General features: G+C 50.2%; 26 protein-coding genes, 2 tRNA genes and 2 rRNA genes (1 of these 30 cut by a window edge). 13 read left to right on the top strand and 17 right to left on the bottom strand.

Annotated features, from left to right (window positions below; all coding sequences use genetic code 11):
• The first annotated feature begins 22 nt into the window (after positions 1–22).
• Positions 23–205, top strand: a complete 183-nt coding sequence (locus EAT1B_RS10735; RefSeq protein ID WP_015880587.1) for a PspC domain-containing protein — start codon at positions 23–25, stop codon at positions 203–205.
• 34 nt (positions 206–239) lie between these two features.
• On the opposite strand, the gene EAT1B_RS10730 is transcribed toward EAT1B_RS10735, so the two are convergent.
• A complete protein-coding gene (locus EAT1B_RS10730) occupies positions 240–1586 on the bottom strand; it encodes an FAD-dependent oxidoreductase (RefSeq protein ID WP_015880586.1) in 1347 nt (448 codons plus the stop codon).
• A 554-nt stretch (positions 1587–2140) separates the two neighbouring features.
• On the opposite strand from EAT1B_RS10730, the gene EAT1B_RS10725 reads away from it, so the two are divergent.
• The 4 genes from EAT1B_RS10725 to EAT1B_RS10710 all read left to right on the top strand — a co-directional run bounded on the left by EAT1B_RS10725 (position 2141) and on the right by EAT1B_RS10710 (position 6125).
• Positions 2141–2980 carry an S-adenosyl-l-methionine hydroxide adenosyltransferase family protein gene (locus tag EAT1B_RS10725; RefSeq protein ID WP_015880585.1) on the top strand — a complete coding sequence of 280 codons (840 nt, stop codon included), beginning with the start codon at positions 2141–2143 and terminating at the stop codon, positions 2978–2980.
• A 13-nt stretch (positions 2981–2993) separates the two neighbouring features.
• Positions 2994–3545 (top strand): ECF-type riboflavin transporter substrate-binding protein, encoded by a 552-nt coding sequence (locus EAT1B_RS10720; protein ID WP_015880584.1) that lies wholly within the window; start codon positions 2994–2996, stop codon positions 3543–3545.
• 70 nt (positions 3546–3615) lie between these two features.
• The gene (locus tag EAT1B_RS10715) at positions 3616–5310 is read left to right on the top strand and encodes an ABC transporter ATP-binding protein (protein WP_235439582.1); all 1695 of its coding nucleotides are present in this window, start codon (positions 3616–3618) and stop codon (positions 5308–5310) included.
• On the top strand, positions 5301–6125 hold the full coding sequence (locus EAT1B_RS10710; protein WP_015880582.1) for an energy-coupling factor transporter transmembrane protein EcfT: 825 nt from the start codon (positions 5301–5303) through the stop codon (positions 6123–6125). The genes EAT1B_RS10715 and EAT1B_RS10710 overlap by 10 nt, the downstream gene beginning before the upstream one ends.
• Positions 6126–6185: 60 nt before the next feature.
• On the opposite strand, the gene tatC is transcribed toward EAT1B_RS10710, so the two are convergent.
• The 3 genes from tatC to EAT1B_RS10695 are packed head-to-tail and all read right to left on the bottom strand — an operon-like array spanning position 6186 to position 7852.
• Positions 6186–6974 (bottom strand): twin-arginine translocase subunit TatC, encoded by a 789-nt coding sequence (gene tatC / locus EAT1B_RS10705; protein ID WP_041917975.1) that lies wholly within the window; start codon positions 6972–6974, stop codon positions 6186–6188.
• Between the two features lie 3 nt (positions 6975–6977).
• Positions 6978–7196 (bottom strand): twin-arginine translocase TatA/TatE family subunit, encoded by a 219-nt coding sequence (tatA, locus tag EAT1B_RS10700; protein ID WP_015880580.1) that lies wholly within the window; start codon positions 7194–7196, stop codon positions 6978–6980.
• Positions 7196–7852 (bottom strand): redox-sensing transcriptional repressor Rex, encoded by a 657-nt coding sequence (locus EAT1B_RS10695; protein ID WP_015880579.1) that lies wholly within the window; start codon positions 7850–7852, stop codon positions 7196–7198. The genes tatA and EAT1B_RS10695 overlap by 1 nt, the downstream gene beginning before the upstream one ends.
• 150 nt (positions 7853–8002) lie before the next feature.
• Between EAT1B_RS10695 and EAT1B_RS10690 the strand changes: the two genes are divergently transcribed.
• From EAT1B_RS10690 to EAT1B_RS10670, 5 genes are all read left to right on the top strand, one after another.
• The gene (locus tag EAT1B_RS10690; RefSeq protein WP_015880578.1) at positions 8003–9904 is read left to right on the top strand and encodes an ABC-F family ATP-binding cassette domain-containing protein; all 1902 of its coding nucleotides are present in this window, start codon (positions 8003–8005) and stop codon (positions 9902–9904) included.
• On the top strand, positions 9901–10308 hold the full coding sequence (locus tag EAT1B_RS10685) for a hypothetical protein (RefSeq protein WP_015880577.1): 408 nt from the start codon (positions 9901–9903) through the stop codon (positions 10306–10308). Before EAT1B_RS10690 ends, EAT1B_RS10685 begins: the two co-directional genes overlap by 4 nt.
• Positions 10309–10463: 155 nt before the next feature.
• A complete protein-coding gene (locus EAT1B_RS10680; RefSeq protein WP_015880576.1) occupies positions 10464–11126 on the top strand; it encodes a type 1 glutamine amidotransferase domain-containing protein in 663 nt (220 codons plus the stop codon).
• Between the two features lie 86 nt (positions 11127–11212).
• Positions 11213–11506, top strand: coding sequence for a putative quinol monooxygenase (locus EAT1B_RS10675; RefSeq protein WP_015880575.1), 294 nt, complete (start codon positions 11213–11215; stop codon positions 11504–11506).
• Positions 11507–11509: 3 nt separating this feature from the next.
• Entirely contained in the window at positions 11510–12673 is a 1164-nt protein-coding gene (locus EAT1B_RS10670) for an iron-containing alcohol dehydrogenase (RefSeq protein WP_015880574.1), read from the top strand.
• 26 nt (positions 12674–12699) lie between these two features.
• Here the strand turns inward: EAT1B_RS10670 and EAT1B_RS10665 are convergent, their stop codons facing one another.
• Positions 12700–13563 carry a LysR family transcriptional regulator gene (locus EAT1B_RS10665; protein ID WP_015880573.1) on the bottom strand — a complete coding sequence of 288 codons (864 nt, stop codon included), beginning with the start codon at positions 13561–13563 and terminating at the stop codon, positions 12700–12702.
• Positions 13564–13676: 113 nt separating this feature from the next.
• Between EAT1B_RS10665 and EAT1B_RS10660 the strand changes: the two genes are divergently transcribed.
• Positions 13677–14660 (top strand): zinc-binding dehydrogenase, encoded by a 984-nt coding sequence (locus tag EAT1B_RS10660; protein ID WP_015880572.1) that lies wholly within the window; start codon positions 13677–13679, stop codon positions 14658–14660.
• A gap of 73 nt (positions 14661–14733) precedes the next feature.
• Positions 14734–15207, top strand: coding sequence for a flavodoxin (locus tag EAT1B_RS10655; RefSeq protein ID WP_015880571.1), 474 nt, complete (start codon positions 14734–14736; stop codon positions 15205–15207).
• Positions 15208–15216: 9 nt separating this feature from the next.
• On the opposite strand, the gene EAT1B_RS10650 is transcribed toward EAT1B_RS10655, so the two are convergent.
• The 7 genes from EAT1B_RS10650 to EAT1B_RS10620 all read right to left on the bottom strand — a co-directional run bounded on the left by EAT1B_RS10650 (position 15217) and on the right by EAT1B_RS10620 (position 18654).
• The gene (locus EAT1B_RS10650; RefSeq protein ID WP_015880570.1) at positions 15217–15783 is read right to left on the bottom strand and encodes a hypothetical protein; all 567 of its coding nucleotides are present in this window, start codon (positions 15781–15783) and stop codon (positions 15217–15219) included.
• Between the two features lie 14 nt (positions 15784–15797).
• The gene (gene tsaD / locus EAT1B_RS10645) at positions 15798–16820 is read right to left on the bottom strand and encodes a tRNA (adenosine(37)-N6)-threonylcarbamoyltransferase complex transferase subunit TsaD (RefSeq protein ID WP_015880569.1); all 1023 of its coding nucleotides are present in this window, start codon (positions 16818–16820) and stop codon (positions 15798–15800) included.
• Positions 16817–17278 (bottom strand): ribosomal protein S18-alanine N-acetyltransferase, encoded by a 462-nt coding sequence (gene rimI, locus EAT1B_RS10640; protein WP_015880568.1) that lies wholly within the window; start codon positions 17276–17278, stop codon positions 16817–16819. Before rimI ends, tsaD begins: the two co-directional genes overlap by 4 nt.
• Entirely contained in the window at positions 17271–17927 is a 657-nt protein-coding gene (tsaB, locus tag EAT1B_RS10635) for a tRNA (adenosine(37)-N6)-threonylcarbamoyltransferase complex dimerization subunit type 1 TsaB (protein ID WP_015880567.1), read from the bottom strand. Before tsaB ends, rimI begins: the two co-directional genes overlap by 8 nt.
• Complete coding sequence (gene tsaE, locus EAT1B_RS10630; protein ID WP_015880566.1) at positions 17924–18373, bottom strand: tRNA (adenosine(37)-N6)-threonylcarbamoyltransferase complex ATPase subunit type 1 TsaE; 450 nt, start codon at positions 18371–18373, stop codon at positions 17924–17926. Before tsaE ends, tsaB begins: the two co-directional genes overlap by 4 nt.
• A 102-nt stretch (positions 18374–18475) precedes the next feature.
• Positions 18476–18552 (bottom strand) — tRNA-Met (locus EAT1B_RS10625).
• Positions 18553–18577: 25 nt separating this feature from the next.
• Positions 18578–18654, bottom strand: a tRNA-Met gene (locus tag EAT1B_RS10620).
• Positions 18655–18793: 139 nt separating this feature from the next.
• Between EAT1B_RS10620 and EAT1B_RS10615 the strand changes: the two genes are divergently transcribed.
• On the top strand, positions 18794–19576 hold the full coding sequence (locus EAT1B_RS10615; protein ID WP_015880565.1) for a sporulation protein: 783 nt from the start codon (positions 18794–18796) through the stop codon (positions 19574–19576).
• Here the strand turns inward: EAT1B_RS10615 and EAT1B_RS10610 are convergent.
• From EAT1B_RS10610 to EAT1B_RS10585, 5 genes are all read right to left on the bottom strand, one after another.
• Positions 19561–20202, bottom strand: a complete 642-nt coding sequence (locus EAT1B_RS10610; RefSeq protein WP_015880564.1) for a uridine kinase — start codon at positions 20200–20202, stop codon at positions 19561–19563. The two genes, EAT1B_RS10615 and EAT1B_RS10610, sit on opposite strands and share 16 nt — an antisense overlap.
• Before the next feature lie 299 nt (positions 20203–20501).
• Positions 20502–21440, bottom strand: a complete 939-nt coding sequence (locus tag EAT1B_RS10600; protein ID WP_015880563.1) for a hypothetical protein — start codon at positions 21438–21440, stop codon at positions 20502–20504.
• Positions 21440–22282 (bottom strand): GNAT family N-acetyltransferase, encoded by an 843-nt coding sequence (locus EAT1B_RS10595; protein ID WP_015880562.1) that lies wholly within the window; start codon positions 22280–22282, stop codon positions 21440–21442. Before EAT1B_RS10595 ends, EAT1B_RS10600 begins: the two co-directional genes overlap by 1 nt.
• 101 nt (positions 22283–22383) lie before the next feature.
• A 5S ribosomal RNA gene (gene rrf, locus EAT1B_RS10590) occupies positions 22384–22500 on the bottom strand.
• 55 nt (positions 22501–22555) lie between these two features.
• Positions 22556–23570 (bottom strand): 23S ribosomal RNA (locus tag EAT1B_RS10585); it runs 1897 nt beyond the window's last position.

Raw genomic sequence — 23570 nt, 5'->3', positions numbered from 1 at the left:
CAACTCATAAGGAGCTTTTTCTATGCAACGTACACTTCGAAAGTCGGCGACGGACCGCTCTCTGTCTGGAGTATGCGGTGGGATTGCTGAATACTTTGGTATTTCTTCAATCGGAGTTCGACTCATCTTTTTGATCCTGCCAGGGAGTTTCTTGCTTTATATGATTTTGACGAATTCCATGAAAGATGCGCCACTTTATCTATAAAAAACGCAGAAGCCATGAGCTTCCGCGTTTTTTGTTAGGCATTCACTTTGTCTTTCATCGCTTCAAGCGCCCCGCTGTTCAGGAAGTGCCATGGCTTGTTGTAGTGTGGTTGGAAGAAGAAGTCGACATAGGCGAGCTCTTCGATCGTCATCTCGTTTTGGATGGCTAGCGAGAGCGTGTTGACCGCTTGCGTCAAATCTGCTTTCGATAACACTTGTCCACCGACAATGCGATGCGTCTCTTTTTCATAGACGAGTTTGAATTCGACTTTCTCTGCGGTCGGCATGAACTCCGGACGATACGCGTCCTCGATGACGACACTCTCCACTTCGAGTCCGAAGAGTGCTGCCGCTTCTTCCGTCAAACCAGACGACGCGATATTCCAGTCATAGAGTCGAAGTCCTGACGTTCCTTGTGTCCCTTGGTAACGGACGCGTGGTTGCATCATGTTCTCCGCGACGAGTGTTCCCATGCGGACAGCGTTCGTCGCAAGTGGGATATAGGCGTGTGTACGCGCCGGGTTATAGTAGACGGCACAGCTGTCCCCTGCTGCAAAGATATCTGGGTTGCTCGTACGCATATATTCATCGACGATGATGGCACCGTTCCCGAGCATATCGACTTGCCCTTCTAACAGTCCCGTGTTCGGACGGAATCCGACACAGAGAATGACGAGATCCGCTTCGAATTCACCTTTGTCTGTTACGACATGTGTGACATTTCCGCTCGTTCCACGGAATGCCTCGACCGTCTGACCGAGTTCGAGGTCGATTCCGCGACTGGTCATGTCCGCTTCTAGTGGATCTGTGAACGACTTATCGAGATATTTGTTCAAGATGCGGTCGGCACTATCGATAAATGTGACATGTTTTCCGTATGCTTCGAACGCCTCGACGAGTTCGACCCCGATATAACCCGCCCCGATGACGGCAATCTTCGTCGCATCTGTCGCCCGCTCGATGATGCGTTGGGCATGCGCGTAGTTTTTACAGAGCTCGATTCCATTCATTTCGATTCCTGGGAGCGTTGGGACGATCGGCCATGAACCCGTCGTGACAATCAAGCGGTCATACGTGTCATGCACGTCTTCCCCGGTCTCAAGATTTTTAGCGTGGACCGTTTTCGCTTCGGAGTCGATCGACAAGACGTCATGTTTCATGCGCATCGTCGCACCGAGTTCTTCAAGTTCACGTGGAGACGAGTAGAATAACTCTTCCGCACGTTGGACGACCCCACCGACGTGGAGCGCAATCCCACACGAGAGGAAACTGACGTTGTCGTTCCGCTCGTAAACGGTGATATCGAGATTGTCGTGCTTGGCGAGTAATCCTTTGACTGCTGCTGTTCCTGCGTGTGTACATCCAATGACTGCGATTTTCATATGAGTCGTCTCTCCTTTTATGTTAGACAGTACGTTTCGTTTTATATTGTGATAAATATCACATTTACTTCTTGACCTTAGTGTACTATTTCACAATATAGGATTCAATGACTATGCTCACTTTTTCACGTAAAAGTGTCTAAAGTTTGAACAGGCTTTCCGGAAGATTATTTAAACACATTAAAAAAAAGACTTGCACACGGTTACAGTCGGATGTAAGATAAATTTAAATTTTCAGATTTCTCATAAAAGATGCATAGATGGGAAGAGCGAGTAAACGAGATTGTATAGAGAGCTTCTGTTGCTGGAAATGAGGCGAATCTCACACTCAAAGATGGTCCCGGAGCAGTCGGAAGAACGCGAGTTCGCTCGCCACTAGAATCGACCGGTATGAAGGATACCGATATCATTCCATGGAGTCTCGAACTCCTTGAGGTGATTTGATGCGAATCGGATCATGAACAAAGGTGGTACCACGTGATCAGACATCACGTCCTGCGTAATGAGGGCGAGATGTCTTTTTTATGGGGTCCGCCCGGAAGGAGGAGACGGAAATGACGGAAGCATTGGTTTTGCAATCAGATTTTGGAGTAAGTGATGGAGCAGTCAGCGCGATGTACGGTGTAGCACACAGCATTAATCCAAACATTCGTATCTTTGATTTAACACATGACATCCCGCCGTTCCATATTTGGGAGGCCTCCTATCGCCTCGTTCAAACCGTCCCCTACTGGACCGAGCAGACTGTATTTGTCTCGGTCGTGGACCCAGGTGTCGGTTCGAACCGAAAGAGTGTCGTCGCACGAACGCATGCCAATCAATATGTCATCACTCCCGATAACGGGACGTTGACACATCTTTGGCAAGCAGGGCTTCTTGCAGAAGTTCGAGAGTTGGATGACAAAACGCACAGGCTACCGCGCATGGGGGAATCCTATACGTTTCATGGACGTGATATTTTCGCCTTTACGGGTGCTCGATTATCTAGCCATGACATCACGTTCGAGGAAGTCGGTCCGCTCATCCCGCTTGACGAAATCGCCTTACTCGATCGGACACCCGCCACACGTGATGAAGATGCCGTTGAAGGGATAGTCGAGATTTTAGATATTCGTTTCGGGAACGTCTGGACGAATATCCCGGTTCAACTCGTCCGACAGGCTGGTGTCGATATCGGTCATCGTGTTATCATCACGATTTCGTTCCGTGAACGTACAGTTTACGAACAAACCTTATCGTTTGGTCGCTCGTTCGCAGATGTTCCTGTCGGTTCAGGCGTCGTCTATATCAACTCGCTCGATCAAATCGCTATCGCTCTAAATCAAGGATCCTTTGCTCATGCTTTTGATATCGGTATCGGGAATGATTGGAAAGTTCGCTTACAACAAATTTAAGGAGGAAAAATTCATGAACTCATTCACAACGAAACAAATCGTCGCAACAGGAATCGGCGCAGCCGTTTTCATCATCCTCAGTCGCTTTGCCGCTATCCCAACAGGTGTACCGAACACCTCAATCGAAACAGCCTACGCGTTTCTTGCATTCATGGCCGTCTTATTCGGGCCTATCACAGCTGGTTTGATTGGTTTAATCGGTCACGCGCTGAAAGATGCGATTCTATACGGATCCCCTTGGTGGAGTTGGGTCATTGTTTCAGGTTTTGTCGGTCTCGGAATCGGTCTCATCGCCAATCGCATCCGTCTTGAGGAAGGTGGTTTGACGACTAAAAAAATCATTTTGTTCAATGCCACTCAAGCTGTCGTACAAGCCATCGGATGGATTGTCATCGCACCGGTCCTTGATATTTTGATTTACGCTGAACCAGCGAACAAAGTGTTCGTACAAGGTGCTGTGGCAGCCACTTCGAATATTTTGACAGTCGGTGTCATCGGGACATTACTCCTTGTCACTTACGCAAAAACACGAAGCCAGGCGGGAAGTTTAAAACGAGAAGCATAATGACGAAGGGCTGGCATCATGTCACACATGACTTCAGCCCTTTTGTATGGAGGTCACACGCTTGAAAACCATGATTGAATTCACTCATTTCTCATTCACCTACCGTAGCCAATCCGAACCAACGCTACGGCAAATCGACTTATCGATTCAAGAAGGCGAACGTGTTCTCATCGTCGGACCTTCTGGGTCTGGAAAAAGTACGCTGGCCCAATGTATCAATGGGCTGATCCCATTTTCGTACCCCGGGACGTGGGAAGGCAACGTTCGGGTCAACGGCACCGATGCACGTGAGTTGTCACTCTTCGATCGTTCCAAGCATATCGGAACGGTACTTCAAGACCCGGACGCACAGTTTGTCGGATTGTCAGTCGGGGAAGATATTGCGTTCGCACTGGAAAATAAACGGGTCGCACGACCGAAAATGTCACACATCGTCGAGCGCGTGGCAAAGTTGACCGATGTCGATCATCTCATCGATTCCCGTTTGAACGAATTGTCAGGTGGTCAACGACAACGGGTCGCCTTGGCAGGTGTCCTCGTTGAAGAAGCAGATGTCCTATTATTCGATGAACCGCTCGCCAATCTTGACCCGGTCGCCGGCAGTGAGGCGATGGCCTTGCTAGATCGTTTGCAACGAGAGACGGGACGTACACTGATTGTCGTCGAACATCGCATCGAAGACGTGCTCTCTATTCCTTTCGACCGCATCATCGTGATGGTCGATGGTGCCATCATCGCGGACGACCATCCGGATGCCATCTTGAGTAACGATAGTTTGATGAACGCCTTTTTACGCGAACCCTTGTATGTAAGTGCTGCGCGCTGGGCTGACATCGCCGTTCAACCAAAGGATCGTCCAAGTGATCTCGAAACGTTTGTCACACGTTTCGAACGCGAACCGATTTTGTCAAAACTTGAAGAAGAAACGGTGACCATTCATCAACCAACGTCACCACTGCTCGAATTAGAACACGTACAGTTCCACTATCGTCAAGATCAACCTGTCCTCGAGCGCATTGATGCCACTTTCGAAAAAGGGACACTGACGACACTCGTCGGTCAAAACGGAGCAGGAAAGTCGACGCTCGCCAAATTGTTGAGCGGTTATAAGCGTGTCAGTTCCGGCACCATCCGGTTGAATGGTGAAGAAATCACAAATCAATCGATTGCCGATCGCGCAAAGAAGGTCGGCTTTGTCCTCCAAAATCCAAACCATATGATTTCAAAACAAACGGTCCATGAAGAAGTTCGTTACGGAATGCAGGCGCTCGGATTGAGTGATGAAGAGGAGTCTGAGCGTCTTGAGCAGACACTTCGTCGTTGTGGTCTCTATCCGTTTCGTAATTGGCCAATCCAAGCACTTAGCTTTGGACAAAAGAAACGGGTGACGATTGCCTCCATCCTCGTTCGCCAACCTGATGTCTTGATTCTGGATGAACCGACAGCCGGACAAGATTATCGTCATTACTCGGAAATCATGGACTTCTTAGAGGCCTTGAAACAGGACGGGATGACACTTCTCATCATCACGCATGACATGCATCTTGTTCTTGAATACAGTGATCAAGTCTGTCTGCTCCATGGAGGGCGCATTCGTTATGCGGGTGACCCGCTGTCGCTCTTGCTTCAAGAAAACTTGTTGCACCATGCCCATTTAAAACAAACGTCTCTGTTCACAGTCGCGCGACATCTCGATATGGATGTCAAACCGCTCTTGTCGGCCGTGATCAGAGCAGAACGAAAGGATCGGAAACAATGGCAGTAGAAATGCTCGGCTATATCGATAAACCGTCTCCCGTCCACCGCTTGACGGGGACGACTAAATTAATTGGCTTCATCTTGTTCACGACCGCCACAATGTTCACGTATGACACGCGCGTCCTACTCGTCTTAGGTCTTTTCAGTATCGGACTCTTCTCGATATCACAAATCCGATTCAAAGAAGTTCGGTTCGTTCTTGTCTTCACCGCCATCTTTGTCTTACTGAATGCACTTGCCGTCTATTTGTTTGAACCGGAACAAGGTGTCGTCATCTACGGGACGCGCCATCTATTGTTCGAGGGGATTGGGCGCTTCACCCTCACAGCAGAGCAAGCGTTCTATATGTTCAATCTCATTTTAAAATATAGTGTGATTGTCCCGATCGCCGTGTTGTTTCTCGTCACAACGCATCCGACCGAATTTGCGTCTTCCTTGAATCGAATCGGTGTGCCATATAAAGTCGCATTCGCCGTCTCGCTTGCGCTACGTTACATCCCTGATGTTCAGCAAGATTTCCGTACTATCGCGGACGCACAAGCAGCCCGTGGTGTCGCTGTAACACAAGGACCACTCTGGAAACGGGCCCGACACAGTCTGCAAATCTTGATTCCGCTTCTCTTCACGAGTCTTGAACGGATTGAGACGGTCAGTAACGCCATGGATTTACGCGGGTTCGGCGCCGACAAAAAACGGACGTGGTACAATCAACGCGCGATGACCCGCATCGACTATATCGCCATCGGCATCGCCCTCTCGTTGACAGTATTCTCGTTTATCGTGACCTTCTATGATGGGAGTCGTTTCTATAATCCGTTTTAAGTACACAAGCAAAACAGGCACCTAGCTCCCCCATGTGACAACGGGAACTAAGTGCCTGTTTTATTTTTCATTCATCTGTTTCATTAAATCCATCTGTTCTTGCACCATCGCCTCTTTTTCCCGATGCAGCACCCCTTTGTAGGTGATACGTGAAATCGATAAACTGATTTCATATAGGAAGAAGAGTGGCAGCGACACCATGAGGTGCGACGTCAAATCCGGCGGTGTGATGAATGCCGCGATCACGAATAGGGCGAAGTACGCGTACTTTCGAATCTTGGATAAGAAGTACGGGGTCACGACACCGATTCGGGTCAAGAACATCATGACGACCGGCAATTGGAATAATAGACCGAACGGAATTGTCAGCTGCAACAAGAACGTGAAGTAATTGTTGGCCCCGATGATTTGTTCGAGTCCGAGGTCTTGCCCGAGGTCCGTCGAGATGTCGAGGACAAGCGGGAACAACCAGTAGTAGGCGAACGCAAGGCCAATCAAGAACAGTCCGAAGATGATCGGGATATAGGCAAGCGTGCCTTTCCGCTCATTCGGATGCAGACCGGGTGCGACAAACGCCCACACTTGATACAGTAGAAATGGGCTCGCCGCAATCAGGCCGATGATGAGCGCCAAGTTCAAGTAAATCATGAGCGGGTCCGCGACCCCAAAGGCGTTCAGTTCGAGCCCGCGTTCGACGAGGTCTTTTTGCAAATACGCGAGTACATATTTGACACTCGGCAAAGCCATCAAAAAGAAGGCAAAGACGACAAATGCAGATAGCATCAGTCGTCTCCGCAGCTCTGTCAAGTGATCGGTGAGTTCCCGCTCTTGATCAGGTTGATGATTCATGGCTTACTGCTCTTTCTTTTCGATAGCTTTCTTGTCGTTCTCTTCGTGCTCGTTCATCATGCCGTTCGTTGCATTTTTGAACTCACGAAGCGTTTGTCCGGCCGCGCGACCAAACTCCGGCAATTTCTTCGGTCCGAAGATGATGAGCGCGATGATGGCGATGATGAATAGACTCGCCCCACCCGGAATCCCGACGACGAGTGATGATGCTAGTAATTCCATTATTGATGGACCCCCTCAGCGGTTGGATAGTGTTGCATAAAGTAAATGAGTGACTGCAGCTCAATCGACAAATCGATATGATGGACGCGAACCGTATCCGGTACAGTGAGTCGTGCCGGTGTGAAGTTCAAGATGCCCTTGATGCCGAAACGCACCAAGTCGTCTGCGACGGACTGCGCATAAGCAGAAGGTACCGTCAAAATGGCGACGTCGATCTTGTTTTGCTTCATGATTTGTTCCATCTCATCGACGTGATGAATTGGGACGCCTGACATCGTCGTGCCGACTTTTGTCTCGTCTGCGTCGAACCCGACGACGATATGTGTGTTATTGTTTTTAAGGAAGTTATAGTTGACGAATGCCGTCCCAAGGTGACCGACTCCGACCAAGGCGACATTCGTAATCTCGTCTTGATTCAGTGTCTTTCGGAAAAAGTCTAACAGATACTGCACGTTATAGCCATATCCCTTTTTACCGAGCGCACCGAAGTACGAGAAATCACGGCGAATCGTAGCCGAATCGACCTTGACCGCCTCACTCAGTTCTGCTGAAGAGACACGTTGTTTCCCTGACGCGTGCAGGCTTTGAATAAATCGATAGTATAGTGGCAACCGTTTGGCTGTCGCTTGTGGAATCTTTGGTTCGTTTTGACTCAACGGAAAGAGCCTCCTTTTTACGACACGTTACAAACGAATCTGAATTTCATACACCTTGATTGTAAACGAATTCACATGACCACTCAACGAATATACCTAAAATCGCTGAAAAATACAGTATACTAAATAGAGAGAAAGGGGTTTTTTCACTTGATCCTACTGCAAGTCAATAACTTATCCAAATCCTTCGGCGTCGAGCCGATTTTAGAAAACGTCAAACTCGAAATCCAGGAAGGCGAACGCGTCGCCCTTGTCGGTCGTAACGGGGCCGGGAAGTCGACGCTTTTGAAAGTCATCGCTGGTGAATACAACTATGACTCCGGGGACATCATGAAGCCAAAAGACGTCACGATCGGCTATCTCGCCCAAGACTCAGGGTTAGAATCCGACGAGACGATCTGGAATGAGATGCTCACCGTCTTCACGGACTTGATCGAGCAAGAGAAGACGCTCCGTCGCATGGAGGCTGACATGGGCTCCGAACGAATCCTAAATGACGCCGCTGCATACGAACGCCTCCTCTCCTCTTATGATGAAGAGCAACATACGTTCAAAGAGCGTGGCGGTTACCAATATGAAGCGACGATCCGCTCAGTCCTTCACGGGATGCGCTTCTATCCGGACGACTTCGAGCGTCGAATCGACACACTCTCCGGGGGACAACGGACACGTCTCGCCTTGGCGAAGATGCTCCTTCAAAGTCCCGACCTGCTCATCTTGGACGAGCCGACGAACCATTTGGACATCGAGACGCTCGCCTGGCTAGAGAAGTACTTGAGCGGCTATAAAGGTGCCGTCCTCATCGTCTCCCACGACCGCTACTTCCTCGACCGCGTCGTTTCGGTCGTCTATGAGTTGTCACGTCATCGGAGCCGCCGCTTCGTCGGGAACTATACGAAGTATCTCGAGCAGAAGGCGGCCCTCTACGAACAAGAGAAGAAGCAGTTCGAGTCACAGCAAGAAGAGATCGCTAAGATGCAGGACTTCATTCAGCGAAACATCGCCCGGGCGACGACGACGAAACGGGCACAAAGCGTGCGGAAACGTCTGGAGAAAGTCGACCGACTCGATGCTCCAGATGGCGACGAGCGCAGCGCCGTCCTCTCCTTCTCCATCAAACGCCAGAGCGGGAACGATGTGTTGAGCGCGAGTGACCTCGCCATCGGGTACGAGGAAGCGATTGCTCAAAACCTCCGCTTCCAGCTTCAGCGCGGGGAATCCGTCGCTCTCGTCGGTCCGAACGGGGTCGGGAAGTCGACCCTCCTCAAAGTGTTGACGAAACAACAAGCTGCCCTCACCGGTGACATCCGTTACGGGACGGGGGTCGAAATCGGCTACTACGACCAGGAGCAACAAAACTTGTCTGACGCGAACCGTGTCATCGACGAGATTTGGAACGACTGGCCGCTCATGCGCGAGCAAGAAGTACGGAGTCTTCTCGGACAGTTCCTCTTCAGTGGCGATGACGTCATGAAGCGTGTCCATGAACTATCCGGTGGCGAACGGGCACGACTCACCTTGGCCAAGCTGAAGCTCGAGCAACCGAACCTCCTCATCCTGGACGAGCCGACGAACCACTTGGACCTCGACTCGAAGATGATTTTGGAGAATGCCCTCCTCGACTATCCGGGCACGATTCTCTTCGTCTCGCATGACCGCTACTTCATCGATCGACTCGCGACGCGTGTGCTAGAGATCACACCGAACGGCATCGACGAGTATCTCGGGGACTATTCGTACTACGTCGAGAAGAAAGAAGAGCTCGAGGAACTGGCGCGACTCGCCCGTGAAGAGACGAAGCAGGTCGTCGTGAAAAAACAACGCGCCGATAAGGAACAACAGCGAGAAGAGCGCCGCATCAAACAGCGCATCGAAGAGATTGAGCAAGCGATTGAGCAACATGAGAATCGTCTTGATGAGATCGAACAGTTGCTTTGTGAGCCGGACGTCTTCAACGACTTCGCCCGTGCCCAGGAGTTGTCGACCGAATCGGACGCAGCGAAAGAATCGATTACCGCGCTCTATGCGGAATGGGAGGAACTCCATACATGATGCGTACCCGTGCCATGCGAATCGAGTTCATTCAAGCGTTCCTCACGGGACTCGCCTACATCGTGCCGGCCGGGACCGAGTTCGTGTCTGAACTCATCCGTGGGGAGCCGACGATTGTCCCGTCTATTCTCTTTTTCTTCCTGCCGGTCGTCATCGGCTTCATCATTCAGACGTGGCCAGGGATACTACTCAGTCTCTTCAGTGGCCTGCTCATGAGCACGCTCTTCATCCGTGTCGTCGTCTGGCCGGTCGATGTGACCGTTCACACGTTCTATGCGCCTGGATCGGTGTGGGCCCACTTCTATGAAGAGACGCTCTTCATGTGGATCCTCGCCCTTCTCGTGTTCATCGTGAGCCGCGTCAATACGTGGCATCGGGAGAATTATCGACAACCAAAAGCGTGAACAGTCCGTCCTCTTTTTTGAAGGGGACGGCTTTTTCGTTTATGTATAAATTTATTTATAGATAAGGTGTTTTTTCTTAATTTGTTTTTCGTTAAAGTGCGCGTTATTCTAGTCACGTACCGAAACAACGGATGATTTCTTAGGAGGAATGACAGATGAGTAAACATGTATTAATGGTCGTGACGAACGCAAAAGAAATGAAGGACGGTCACACGACTGGACTTTGGTTGTCCGAGTTCGGTGAGGCATACGTCGAGTTCAAACAACAAGGATATGACATCACGGTCGCTAGCCCGAACGGTGGTCAATCTCCAATCGACGCACGCAGTTTAGAAGGAGAAGTACCGGCTGACATTCAAGCGACGGCTCCCCTTCTCGAAGACACAATCGATTTGAAGACGATCACAAACTTCGATCAGTTTGATGCCATCTTCATGCCAGGTGGTCACGGAACGATGTTCGACCTTCCACAAAGCGAAGCGTTGAATGTTGCGATCCGTTCACTATTTGAAGCAGGTAAAACGGTTGCTGCCGTCTGCCACGGTCCAGCTGGTCTAGTCGGCGCGACATTGTCTGACGGTACACCACTCGTAAACGGTAAAACGATTGCGACGTTCACGGACGAAGAAGAACGTGCGACAGGTCTTGATATCTACATGCCGTTCATGCTTGAAACGCGTCTTCGTGAACTCGGTGCGAACATCGTGCTCGCAGACAACTTCACAGAAAACGTTCAAGTCGATGGGAACTTGGTAACAGGCCAAAATCCACAATCGACCGTTGCTGTCGCAAAAGCCGTCATCAACACATTAAACTAATCGATTCTTTCTCGTTGCCAATCGATGAAAGAGAAAGACCCGCCTGTTCTCGAACAGGCGGGTTTTATAGATGAGGAGGAATGAAGATGATGAACATCTTAGCTCAGATTCAAGCGAAGCCCGGTCTCGGGTCCGCGCTTGAGACACATTTACGTCAAGTCGTCACCCCATCACGCGCCGAGTCAGGTTGCGTCTTCTATACGTTACATCGTGTTGAAGGCAACCCGGACGCGTTCGTCTTTTATGAACAGTGGGCCGACAAGGCGGCACTCGATACGCATATCGCCTCACCCCACTATCAAACGTATCGCCAAGAAGCAGAGCCGCTTCTCGCTAGTCGCGACGTTCAATTTTTAGAAGAAATCAAGGAGGTTGACTAACCTATGGAACGTTTTCAATATCATAACCCGACCAAACTCTTATTCGGAAAAGGACAACTAGAATCACTCCGTACCGAAATTCCACGATACGGGGACCGCGTCCTTCTCTTATACGGTGGAGGGAGCATCAAAGCGAACGGTCTTTATGAAGAAGTAACCGCTCTGTTAGCCGATATGCAAGTAACCGTCGTCGAACTTTCTGGCGTCGAACCTAACCCGCGTCTGACGACAGTTCAAACAGGAATCGATTTAGTGCATGAACACCAAATCGATCTCATCCTAGCTGTCGGAGGAGGGAGCGTCATCGACTGTGCGAAAGGAATCGCAGCCGGTGCCAAATATGACGGGAATCCATGGGACATCGTGACGCGACAAGTCCCCGTCACAGATGCGTTACCGATCGGGACCGTTTTGACATTGGCGGCAACGGGATCGGAAATGAACGGTGGGGCCGTCATCACGAACTGGGAGGCGCAAGATAAGCGCTCGTTCGGCTCGCCCCTCACTTACCCGAAATTCAGCGTACTCGACCCGACGTATACGTTAAGTGTACCGGCGAACCAGACCGTCTACGGAATCGTCGATATCATGTCGCACGTCTTCGAACAATACTTCCACGCTTCAGAGAACGCCCTGCTCCAAGAGCGGTTCGGTGAATCGATTTTACGCACCATGATGGAGACGGCACCACGTCTCGTTCAAAACTTGAATGATTTTGACGCACGGGAAACGATGCTCTTGAACGGAACGTTTGCCTTAAACGGGACATTATCGATGGGCGTGAAGACGGACTGGGCGACTCATATGATCGAACACGCGGTCTCTGCCGTCTACGATATCCCGCACGGTGGCGGACTTGCGATTCTCTTCCCGGAATGGCTCCGCTATGTCGGGAAGACACGTCCCGAGCGCATCATTCAACTCGGTGAACGCGTCTTTGGCATTGACGTGAACGGCAAATCGGACGAGGTGCTCGTCGAGGAGACCGTTCAGGCGTTACAAGAATTCTGGACATCGATCGGCGCACCCTCACGTCTAAGCGATTATGAGATTGACGCCACACACCTCGAATTGATGGCAGAACGGGCGATGGTCGCTGAACAGATTGGCCAGTACGTCCCACTCCGTCAACAAGACGTATCAGCAATCTTAAAAAACGCATTATAAAAAGTAGGGCCCACGTGGGTCCTACTTCATTTTGCATCCTGCAGCGCTTGGATGACTTGATTGATGACGGGGTCATGCTTCGACTCAGTCCGGTGCGCGAGGTAAATGACGTTCGTCGCAAAACGCTCCGGCGCCACGACTTGAACCGTTCCTCGCTCGAGTGCATGCCGAATTAAATAGTTCGGTAAGATGCTAATGCCACACTTCGATTCGATTGCCGCAAGGATGGCGTCGACGTTCGGTAGGATCATCTCTGGACGAATGTCTGGGCGTTCCCCGAACTGCGTTTGGTAGTAACGACGGATGATGGGAAGCTCCAATCCGTAACTGATCCACGGCTGACGGTCCATCCAGTCTTTTAACTCGTCGGTTGGAACTTCCCAATCGTTCGGTGCCACTAACAAAAACGATTCGTCGGCAATGGGGACGTATTGAATCCCCGGCTCCTCCATCCGCTTCGTCGCAATGACAAAGTCGAGCTCCCCGTCCGCCAAGCGTTTGATCAAATCTGCTGTCATCCCGAAATCTGCGATGTACTGTGCAGCATCAAGCGGCAAAGCGGGTATAATCTCATGTGTGACGAACTCGGTCGGTCCACCGAACTTGAGGACAGGACGCGGTTGCTCCCCTGAGACGTATTTCATCTCAAGCGATAATTCCTCGAGACGGTCGATCAAGCCGACCACTTGCGTGTATAGTTCCTTCCCCGCATCCGTCGGAATCATCTGACGTGGCGCTCGTGTGAAGAGGGACGTCTCGAGTTCCGCTTCGAGTGCGGCGATATGCTGGCTGACAGCCGGTTGGGTCAAAAAACGGACACGCGCTGCTGCCGACACGGAACGTTGCTGGTACACGTGGATAAAACTGCGATACCATTCAAAATCAATCATCTGTGTAAACTCCTTTTGTATTCGTTATCTTCAGTATAAAAGGCAGTAAATCATAAGACAAATAACGTTTAAAGGATATATCGATAAATAAATTTATAAGGAGTGGATAGTTGATGAAAGCTTTATTACTACACGAACCGAACACATGGCAAACGATGCGAATCGAAGAAGTTGATACACCGACGCTTCGTTCCGGTGAGGTATTGATTGAAGGAGAATATGCAGGGCTCAACCCCGTCGACTATAAAACGGCGACCAACGGCAAACCCGAATGGTCATACCCTCACGTCCTCGGGCTTGATGTCGCGGGTACGATTTCCGCTGTCGCGGATGACGTGACGAATGTACAAGTCGGTGACCGTGTCCTCTACCACAGCAACTGGAATGAATGGGGTGGTTTCGCCGAGTTCACTCGTGCCAAGGCGCACATGGTCGTCCCGATTCCAGAATCCATCTCGTTCGCTGATGCGGTCGCTTTACCGACAGCTGGATTCACAGCGTACCAAGCCATCTTTGAAAAACTTCCGATGAATGCGATCGACACGATCCTCATTCACGCGGGTGCCGGTGGTGTCGGTGGCTTTGCCATTCAGCTGGCGAAGTATCTCGGAAAGCGTGTCATCACGACCGCTTCAGCGCGCAACCATGACTGGGTCAAACAGCTCGGAGCTGACGAGGCCATCGATTACAATACGGAAGACTGGCAACAACGAGTGATGGAACTGACGAGTGGTCACGGTGTCAATGCCGTCATCGATCCCGTCGGTCGTGAGACGGCGACCGCTTCCCTCGAAGTCATCGCCTATAACGGACATATCGCCCATATCGCCGGAGCCCCTGACATGAGTGTCATCAAACCGTTCACACGTGTCATCTCCTACCATGAGGTCGCCCTCAATGCGATTCATCATCAACAGGACCGCGTGAGCGAGGCGAACATCGTCCGCATCGGCACGCACATGCTCGAACTGCTTGCAGCGGGCGAGATTCAACCGATGATTCAAGAGACGATTCCGTTCGCGGACATCCCGAAGAAGTTGGTCGAACTCTCAGACCGACACGTCGTCGGGAAGATTGTTGCCAACCTAAAAGCATAATCACAAAAGTCATGCCAATTATAAATTGACATTGATAATCATTTTCAATTAGTCTGTTGTTGAGGTGATGACAATGAAACTATTGATTGGGTACGTGAGCATGTCTGGCAATACGGAAGACATCGCGAATCTGATTCGACATACATGGCAGGACGCAGGACACGATGTATCGATATCTGACGATTTGGAATCCTTACGCATCGAGCAATTCGCCGAATATGATGGAGTCATACTCGGTACGTATACGTGGGGAGACGGAGATGTTCCGTATGAGGCCGAGGATTTCGTAGATGATTTGGAAGAATCGTCGTTAAACGGTTTGCCGTGTGCCGCCTTCGGTTCAGGGGACACGGATTATCCCAAATATTGTGCAGCCGTCGATACCGTTGAGCACGCCTTTCAAACTGCTGGTGGGAACGTTCTTGTTCCTGCACTCAAGATTGAATTCGACCCGGATACGGACGAAAAAAAGGAAGCATGTCTCGCGTTCGCCCATACATTCCTTCAACAACTTGAAGCACTCAAAAAGGTTCAGCCTCGTGGCTGAACCTTTTTGTTAGAAGTAACGTAGTGGTTGGAATCCGATTGTATGGAAGTCGAGCTTCGTCCCGTCTTCAGCGATAAAGAAGACAGCCTCGTTCGTGTCGACGTCACGTGTGAACACTTTATAGAACGTCATCGGTTTTTCGCCATTCGTCACATAACGTGCTTCATGCGTCGAGATGACTTGCGCGAACAGTTGCTGTTCGTCGAGTTCCTCGATCAAATCCTCAAACTTCGCCGCCTCTTCTTCCGTTGCCTCGCGACCCCGTTCGATTTCATAATAAGCATCGCTCGCTTTTGGCTGTACCCCGAGATTGCGATCGACGACGATCACACGCTCCGGCTCTTGGTCGACGACACTTGTGTAGCCATATAGTGACTCGATGAGCGTATTCTCTCCGGTCACGCGACCGATGCCTTCTAATGACTCTTCTCCAGTGAGTGACTTCACTCGTGTCTCTTCTGGAACAATCTCCTCTTGATAAGCGATATTGTAAGCGCGGATGATCTCACGTACTTGTAAGAACGTCGCAACGACGAGTAGTACGATGAGTCCTCCGATGATGATGCGTTTCGTCATGTCTCTATTTCCCCCTAGACTGTCATGCTCTCTTCTAAGGATAACCCAGGAACCGCGTTCATCGCTAGTGTATCGCGCTTACCGCGCACATACGCGTGATGTGCCGCCACCCCGATCATGCCCGCGTTGTCCCCACAGAGGTCAAGCGGTGGAATGACGAGTTGAATCCCTTCAGCTGTAGCCGCTTCTTGAAGCGCTGCGCGGAGGCCACGGTTCGCCGCGACACCACCCGCGACAAGCAATTGCTTCGCCCCTTTTTCCTTCACGGCACGAATCGCTTTCTCGACGAGCACTTCGACGACACTCGCCTGGAAGCTCGCCGCCAAGTTTTCAGGGATGACCGTCTCTCCCCGTTGCTCCGCATTGTGTACGGCGTTGATGACCGATGACTTCAAGCCACTGAAACTGAAGTCGAAACTACCCGGTTCGAGACGAACGCGTGGGAAGTTGTACGTGTCTTCCCCGACTGCTGCCAAACGATCAATTGCAGGTCCTCCTGGATATGGGAGACTGAGCGTGCGCGCGACCTTATCGTATGCCTCACCTGCCGCGTCGTCACGTGTCTCTCCGATGACTTCGAAGACACCGTGTTCTGGCATATAGACGAGTTCTGTATGTCCCCCTGAAACGACGAGACAGACGAGCGGGAACTGCATCTCTTCAACGAGTTCGTTCGCGTAAATATGTCCGGCGATATGGTGGACACCGATGAGCGGTTTTTGATGGGCGAATGCCAACGCCTTGGCCGCACTGATCCCGACGAGAAGAGCACCGACAAGACCCGGTCCTTGTGTGACCGCGACCGCATCGACGTCTTCCATCGTCACGCCGGCCTCACTCAATGCATCGTCAATCACGTACGTGATGCGCTCCACATGATGACGAGACGCCACTTCAGGGACGACGCCACCAAATCGTTTATGACTCTCGATTTGAGAAGAGACGACGTTCGACAATAACGTCTTTCCGTCTTTGACGAGCGCAACAGACGTCTCGTCACAGCTCGACTCAATCGAGAGAATCAGTGATGTGTTCATTCTGACTCACTTCCTAACTTCGCCCAATAAATATAGGCGTCTTCATTATTATCCTGATAGTAGCGTCTTCTCCGACCGGCTTGCATAAAACCGAACTGTTCATACAGTTTTTGCGCGCCGACGTTCGACACGCGGACTTCTAACGTCAATCCGACGAGTCCTTTTGACTTGGCGAACGCGACAAGTTCCGCTAACAATTGATTACCGATGCCCTGTCCACGAAGCTCAGGTAAGACGGCAATGTTTGTGATATGTCCTTCATCGACAATCGTCCAAACACCGACAAACCCGACGACCCGTTTGTCATGGACCGCGACAAAATAAACGGCCTGTTCATTTCGAAGCATCTCATTCATGAACGCCTCTTTTGTCCACGGGATGGCGAACGACGCTTCTTCGACTTTCGTCACTTCCTCGACATCAAGCCACGTCATCCGACGAATTTTCACGTCAGCCATTGTTTTGTCCCTCTAACCATTTCGCTTCCGCCTCGGCGAGTCGCAAATACTCCGGTTCAAACGAGTGAACATCGCTCGTCTCATCGCTGAAGACGACCAAATCACTCGCACGCCCATATCGATGGGCAGCCGGTGCTTCGATATAGTCATATTCACTTAACACGTCACGGAACGGTTCCACGTCTCCGACGACAAGGAAGCGCCCTTGACTATTCAGTCGCAACCAATCTGAGACGGAGGCGTGCTGATCATGTGTTAGTGCTTTGTTGTGTTGATAATATCCGATATACGCGTTGCCACGGCGCGCGTCAATCAATGAAACGACCGGCAAATCGGTATTCGGGGCCGCTGCCATGATCTGAAGGGCAGATACACCGATGAGTGGAAGATTGAGCGTATAAGCGAGTGTCTTCGCTGTCGTCACTCCAATCCGAATTCCCGTGTACGACCCAGGTCCGGTCGTGACTATGATGCGTTCGAGCATGTTCGGTGTCCACTTGACCGCTGCCATGAGCTGTTCAATCATCGGCATGAGTGTGACCGCATGGTTTTTTGAGACCATGACCGTCGCTTCGGCTTGAATCTCTCCAGCCTCACTTAACGCGACTGACAAACGTGTCGTCGCCGTATCAATCATCAATTGCTTCATGCGAGCACCTCCTTGGCGATTTGAACGTAACGCTCACCCGTCGGAGCAAGTGTCAGTTTACGTTCTTCGTCGCCGACCCGTTCAATCGTGATGGCCAAGCGTTCTTCCGGGAGGGAGGACTCGATCAAGTTCGACCACTCGACGATGGCGACACCATCACCGTTGATATATTCCTCAAGACCGATGTCATCCCCCGTATCTTCGAGACGATAGACATCCATATGATAGAGCGGCAATCGCCCTTTATATTGTTTCATAATGGTGAAGGTCGGACTGTTGACGTTCCGCGTGACACCGAGTCCTTTTGCGAACCCTTGTGTGAACGTCGTTTTGCCGGCACCGAGGTCACCGTTTAACGTGATGACCGTCCCTGCTTCGACGAGTGTGGCCAAACGTTCTGCCACCGCCTGCGTCTCCGCTGCAGAATGCGTAATCAATGTATACATGAATGGTTCTCCTTTTTCACTTCTCATACGTACTCATTGTACACTTCATTTTAAGCAAAAAAAAACACGAAACGCTATCGTTTCGCTATCTCATTTAAAAATTGGTTGCGGGGGCTGGATTTGAACCAACGACCTTCGGGTTATGAGCCCGACGAGCTACCAGACTGCTCCACCCCGCGACGACATATGAAATTAAATAAAAATTGGTTGCGGGGGCCGGATTTGAACCGACGACCTTCGGGTTATGAGCCCGACGAGCTACCAGACTGCTCCACCCCGCGATGGTTTGAATTGTTTCGACATCCTCTATAATAAGCGAGACAGTTATAAAAAGCAACCATTTTCTTAATGTTTTTTCAAAAATGGAATCGGGAACAGATATAACAGCATAAACTATCAGAGAAAAGGGGCGCGACCGCCATGTCCAAATGGGGAAATCGATTCAAGAAATGGTTCTTTTCGGAGATCGAAGCCGAGATCACGTTTGACCCGGCAGCACTCATTCCGAAGCAGACCGTGACGGGTACGTTGCACGTCTCCAACCCGACAACGAATGTCGTTCGATTACAGGAACTCACCCTGACCTTCTTGACGACGTTCAAAGACATCACCATGGAAGGAAACGAGTTCAATCGAGAAGCTGATATTCAAGAAGTCCCGATTCCACTATCGCTTGTATTAGAGCCTGGAGCGAAAGAGGACGTTCCGTTTTCATTCGAGTTGACGATGTACGCACCCTCTTCTGCCGGCGCCCCGTATAGTATAGAGGCTACATTGTGGGACAAGGACATCAAACGAGTTTGGTTTGATGTAATCGAACACATCGAAATCGAACCGATGCCTGAACTGAAACGATTACTCGATGCGACCGCTCACGCTGGACTTGAGCCGATGTTCGTCCGAAACGTAATCGACCCGCTCGGGGAAGAACGTCCGTATCCATTCGTTGAAAAGTATGGATTCAAGCCGGTCGGAGAATGGGCCGATGAGTTCGAGGTCGTCAAATCGTTTTGGCGCTTACATGAAGACGGGATCGACCTCTACTACTGGCTCGACAACATCGAGACCCAGCGAACGCTCGAATCGATGGCGACCGACGTCGAATTGCGTCATCGTTCCCTCACCTGGGGGCAGCTCGAGCGCGAACAGGAACAGCTCGGTCTCGGCATTCAAGATACGCTACGCAGTCACCGCTCCTCGTGAGCGGTTTTTTCAATTTGAATTTCATCCTTACTCGTATTGACAATGGTTTGAAAATAGTGGCGATACGGATGCATGAACAATTCATATTGCAGACGTCGCTCTACATGTGAAGCGTGTAAGTAGTCCAGCTCCATACCCCGTTCCTGAATATCACGATGCGAACGTCGCTTGAACTCCGTCTCCCCGTCTGTGTAGAGATAAATCGATTGATCAAAAGATGAAAGATCCAGGAATGCGACACTCATCCCTTCAATAATCGTGATCGGTTTCTCCGGATCAATCCATGTCCGCTCTAAATAGGGGACATCAATCGTGTAAAAGCCGATTCCCTCTCGAATCATACGAACGTCACGCTCGAGTGAGAGCAGATGATGTGCGGCCGGATGACACGCCGTCATCTTATACTGATGGGTCGTTCCATCGTGTTGATACGTGAGAATCGTTTGTTTCCGCAACTGTGAATCTGTGATATACGGGTCTGTGTGAAGCAGGTTTATATCTCCGAGTCGTTCCCGTAATTTTTCTGCCAACGTCGATTTTCCGGCTGCCCCGTGTCCGGAGATGGCAATCAGCGTTCGTTGATCCGGTCTCACGCTTTGTACGATATCCTCAATCAGTTGTTCCATGATTCTCCCCCCTTGGACCTTTTGTTGTCTCAAAAAAATACGCATCATTCATCCTCTATCCGCTTTCGAAGCCTGATTGCTGAAACAGTAAACATCACAAAGGCAATCAACGAAATCGAACTGACAATGATCAGAGTGGTCGATATGGGAGAACTAAAGAAAAATGGAATCGATAAAGTCAATAGCGCCCCCGTGACTGCCATCCCCCTAATAAGAAATACCATCGTTTTACTCATTTTCTCTTCACTCTCCTTGAACTAAGCAAAAGAACCCTTACTAAAAATATAATGACAGACAGCTCATCGCGTCAGGATGAGCTGTCTTCTTTTTTCTTCAGTCTCGTCAAGCTTCTGTTCTAACCGTTCCACTTGTCTCGTCATACGAGCAATCAGCTGACTGATTTCCTGATCCAGTCCGTTCACTTGATCTAAGGAATCATTGATTCGTCCATGCATCGTCCATTCCGAAAAAATATCATCCAAAAAGTAATCTGCGAACTGAATGAGTGAACCTCGATCGACATGCAACTCCTGAACAATCCCTTGTACGTCCGCTAATTCACGGGAGAAACGCTCTAACGCAGATTGTAATTCATGCATCGTCTGTTCGGAAGCATCTAGCGCCTCATGTTTCATTGCTGTGGCAATCAAGCCACCCCCGAAGAACGTGTCATACGTCGACCACCCCTTCGCACTATCTAGATGTTTGAGTGTTTTTGCAATCGTTGACCGCGCCGCCTTACCGGCAACGATGGCTTCCCGATACTCGATGAGAAGTTCATTCGTTTCGGCTTGTTGATTCGTGAGATGATGTAAATCTCGGCGAACAGCTGGATCTTTCGCCAGATGGGATTCTTTTGTTTCTAAGAAGGTCTTCCACTCAGCGTCGATTCCTTCATATCCCTCGAGCTGTTCTTGCAAATCTCGATGTTCGAGCGTCAATTCGTCAATCATCGCCTCGTGTTCTCGTAATTTCAGTTCCGCGCGAGCAGCCTCTTCCATTTCGATCGTTCGTTGTTCATCGAACGTGCCTCGTAACTTCCGCCATGTGTTGACGAGTGAGAAGTCTTCAAGGTCATACACATCACGTTGTTCTTTCGTGAATGTGTTGAGTAGTGCCTTCCGCACCGCCTCATGCTCGTTCAACTGTTTGTTTAGTATCTCTTGCTTACGAACAAGTCGATCACGCTCTGCGATACGCTGTTGTAAGTCTAATTGGGTCTGCTGAAGATTTTCCATTATATTTCCCCTCTCTTTGTACTGATTAAAGTGTCGATTGGAACGCCATTTATCGTCATGCCTTCGACATCACATCCTGTCAACGTGACATTCGTCAGGTCACACTGATTAAATGTAGCACCTCTCAAATTCGAATGATGCATTTGAACAGTACGTCCATTCTCTTGCATCGTCACAAAATTGAATCGCGAGCCTGTCAAATTTAAATCACTGAACGTACTATTCCGGAAATTGATGTTCCGAAAAAGGCTTTGACTGAAATTACAGTTGCTCGCAGCAAGTGACGAGACATTACTATTTGTGACCGCCAAAAAGCTCGCGTTTACCCCATACGCTTGCCAACCTTCACATGACTGTTCTTCAAAGCAATGCGTACTCGGTTTTGCTTTTGTTCGTTTGACGAAACATACCTCATCTTCTGACTCATATACGACTTGAAATCCTAATTGTTTATAAAAACGAATATTTCTTGTTTGATGTGTCGATGTTTCCAATTCCCAAATCCGTACATGAGGAGATTGAGCTTCTACGTATTGAATCAACGCTTTACCGATTCCTTGCCCTTGCCTATCAGGATGTACAAAAACACGATCGATTCGTGCATAGTCATCACCTGTGAGGGTTAAGACGATTGCACCAACGATGTGTTTGTCCTGCTCAATGACATAGCATGTTAACTCTTCAATCATATATTGTGTCATCGCCTCGAGATCGTATCCCGGCGGTTCAACATTCAAATCTCTCTCAGACAATTGTAAAGAAAGTGCTTCTTGTTGAAAACTTGCAGTTGAAACTTTCGTAATCCCTGAAACATCTTTTAAAGTGGCTAATCGAATATACAAAACAATCCCCTCTTTCTCATACTTAGTACGAAAAAGAAGGGATAAAGTTTCAAAGAAACAAAAAACGACCGAGCGTATGCTCGGTCGTCCTCTGCGTTGTTGCCTGGCAACGTCCTATCCTCACAGGGGGAGATCCCCCAACTACTTTCGGCGCTGAGACGCTTAACTTCCGTGTTCGGCATGGGAACGGGTGTGGCCGTCTCGCTATCGCCACCAGACTCTACAGGGCTTGTTCCCTGAAAACTGAGGATTCATCAACACAAACCATTAGACTAGATCAAAGCCTCGACCGATTAGTATCATTCAGCTCCACGTGTCGCCACGCTTCCACCCATGACCTATCTACCTCATCGTCTCTGAGGGGTCTTTCTTGATTGCTCAAAGGGAAATCTCATCTCGGAGGGGGCTTCATGCTTAGATGCTTTCAGCACTTATCCCGTCCGCACGTAGCTACCCAGCGGTGCTCCTGGCGGAACAACTGGTACACCAGCGGTGCGTCCATCCCGGTCCTCTCGTACTAAGGACAGCTCTCCTCAAATTTCCTGCGCCCACGACGGATAGGGACCGAACTGTCTCACGACGTTCTGAACCCAGCTCGCGTACCGCTTTAATGGGCGAACAGCCCAACCCTTGGGACCTACTCCAGCCCCAGGATGCGATGAGCCGACATCGAGGTGCCAAACCTCCCCGTCGATGTGGACTCTTGGGGGAGATCAGCCTGTTATCCCCAGGGTAGCTTTTATCCGTTGAGCGATGGCCCTTCCATGCGGAACCACCGGATCACTAAGCCCGACTTTCGTCCCTGCTCGACTTGTAGGTCTCGCAGTCAAGCTCCCTTCTGCCTTTGCACTCTTCGAATGATTTCCAACCATTCTGAGGGAACCTTTGGGCGCCTCCGTTACTGTTTAGGAGGCGACCGCCCCAGTCAAACTACCCGCCTGACACGGTCCTCCAGCCGGATCACGGCTGCGAGTTAGAGACTCTATACGCAAAGGGTGGTATCCCAAGGGTGTCTCCACCGAAGCTGGCGCTCCGGCTTCACAAACTCCCACCTATCCTGTACATCGCGTACAAAGCCTCAATATCAGGCTGTAGTAAAGCTCCATGGGGTCTTTCCGTCCTGTCGCGGGTAACCTGCATCTTCACAGGTACTATGATTTCACCGGGTCTCTCGTTGAGACAGTGCCCAAATCGTTACGCCTTTCGTGCGGGTCGGAACTTACCCGACAAGGAATTTCGCTACCTTAGGACCGTTATAGTTACGGCCGCCGTTTACTGGGGCTTCGGT

Origin of the sequence: Exiguobacterium sp. AT1b (assembly GCF_000023045.1) — a bacterium.
GTDB lineage: Bacteria > Bacillota > Bacilli > Exiguobacteriales > Exiguobacteriaceae > Exiguobacterium.
This window is presented reverse-complemented; position numbering and strand designations above follow the sequence as displayed.

Coding starts and splice junctions, on each gene's coding strand:
- EAT1B_RS10735 (WP_015880587.1), top strand. CDS start 23: ATGCAACGTACACTTCGAAAGTCGGCGACGGACCGCTCTCTGTCTGGA.
- EAT1B_RS10730 (WP_015880586.1), bottom strand. CDS start 1,586: ATGAAAATCGCAGTCATTGGATGTACACACGCAGGAACAGCAGCAGTC.
- EAT1B_RS10725 (WP_015880585.1), top strand. CDS start 2,141: ATGACGGAAGCATTGGTTTTGCAATCAGATTTTGGAGTAAGTGATGGA.
- EAT1B_RS10720 (WP_015880584.1), top strand. CDS start 2,994: ATGAACTCATTCACAACGAAACAAATCGTCGCAACAGGAATCGGCGCA.
- EAT1B_RS10715 (WP_235439582.1), top strand. CDS start 3,616: ATGATTGAATTCACTCATTTCTCATTCACCTACCGTAGCCAATCCGAA.
- EAT1B_RS10710 (WP_015880582.1), top strand. CDS start 5,301: ATGGCAGTAGAAATGCTCGGCTATATCGATAAACCGTCTCCCGTCCAC.
- tatC (WP_041917975.1), bottom strand. CDS start 6,974: ATGAATCATCAACCTGATCAAGAGCGGGAACTCACCGATCACTTGACA.
- tatA (WP_015880580.1), bottom strand. CDS start 7,196: ATGGAATTACTAGCATCATCACTCGTCGTCGGGATTCCGGGTGGGGCG.
- EAT1B_RS10685 (WP_015880577.1), top strand. CDS start 9,901: ATGATGCGTACCCGTGCCATGCGAATCGAGTTCATTCAAGCGTTCCTC.
- EAT1B_RS10680 (WP_015880576.1), top strand. CDS start 10,464: ATGAGTAAACATGTATTAATGGTCGTGACGAACGCAAAAGAAATGAAG.
- EAT1B_RS10675 (WP_015880575.1), top strand. CDS start 11,213: ATGATGAACATCTTAGCTCAGATTCAAGCGAAGCCCGGTCTCGGGTCC.
- EAT1B_RS10670 (WP_015880574.1), top strand. CDS start 11,510: ATGGAACGTTTTCAATATCATAACCCGACCAAACTCTTATTCGGAAAA.
- EAT1B_RS10665 (WP_015880573.1), bottom strand. CDS start 13,563: ATGATTGATTTTGAATGGTATCGCAGTTTTATCCACGTGTACCAGCAA.
- EAT1B_RS10660 (WP_015880572.1), top strand. CDS start 13,677: ATGAAAGCTTTATTACTACACGAACCGAACACATGGCAAACGATGCGA.
- EAT1B_RS10655 (WP_015880571.1), top strand. CDS start 14,734: ATGAAACTATTGATTGGGTACGTGAGCATGTCTGGCAATACGGAAGAC.
- EAT1B_RS10650 (WP_015880570.1), bottom strand. CDS start 15,783: ATGACGAAACGCATCATCATCGGAGGACTCATCGTACTACTCGTCGTT.
- tsaD (WP_015880569.1), bottom strand. CDS start 16,820: ATGAACACATCACTGATTCTCTCGATTGAGTCGAGCTGTGACGAGACG.
- rimI (WP_015880568.1), bottom strand. CDS start 17,278: ATGGCTGACGTGAAAATTCGTCGGATGACGTGGCTTGATGTCGAGGAA.
- tsaB (WP_015880567.1), bottom strand. CDS start 17,927: ATGAAGCAATTGATGATTGATACGGCGACGACACGTTTGTCAGTCGCG.
- tsaE (WP_015880566.1), bottom strand. CDS start 18,373: ATGTATACATTGATTACGCATTCTGCAGCGGAGACGCAGGCGGTGGCA.
- EAT1B_RS10615 (WP_015880565.1), top strand. CDS start 18,794: ATGTCCAAATGGGGAAATCGATTCAAGAAATGGTTCTTTTCGGAGATC.
- EAT1B_RS10610 (WP_015880564.1), bottom strand. CDS start 20,202: ATGGAACAACTGATTGAGGATATCGTACAAAGCGTGAGACCGGATCAA.
- EAT1B_RS10600 (WP_015880563.1), bottom strand. CDS start 21,440: ATGGAAAATCTTCAGCAGACCCAATTAGACTTACAACAGCGTATCGCA.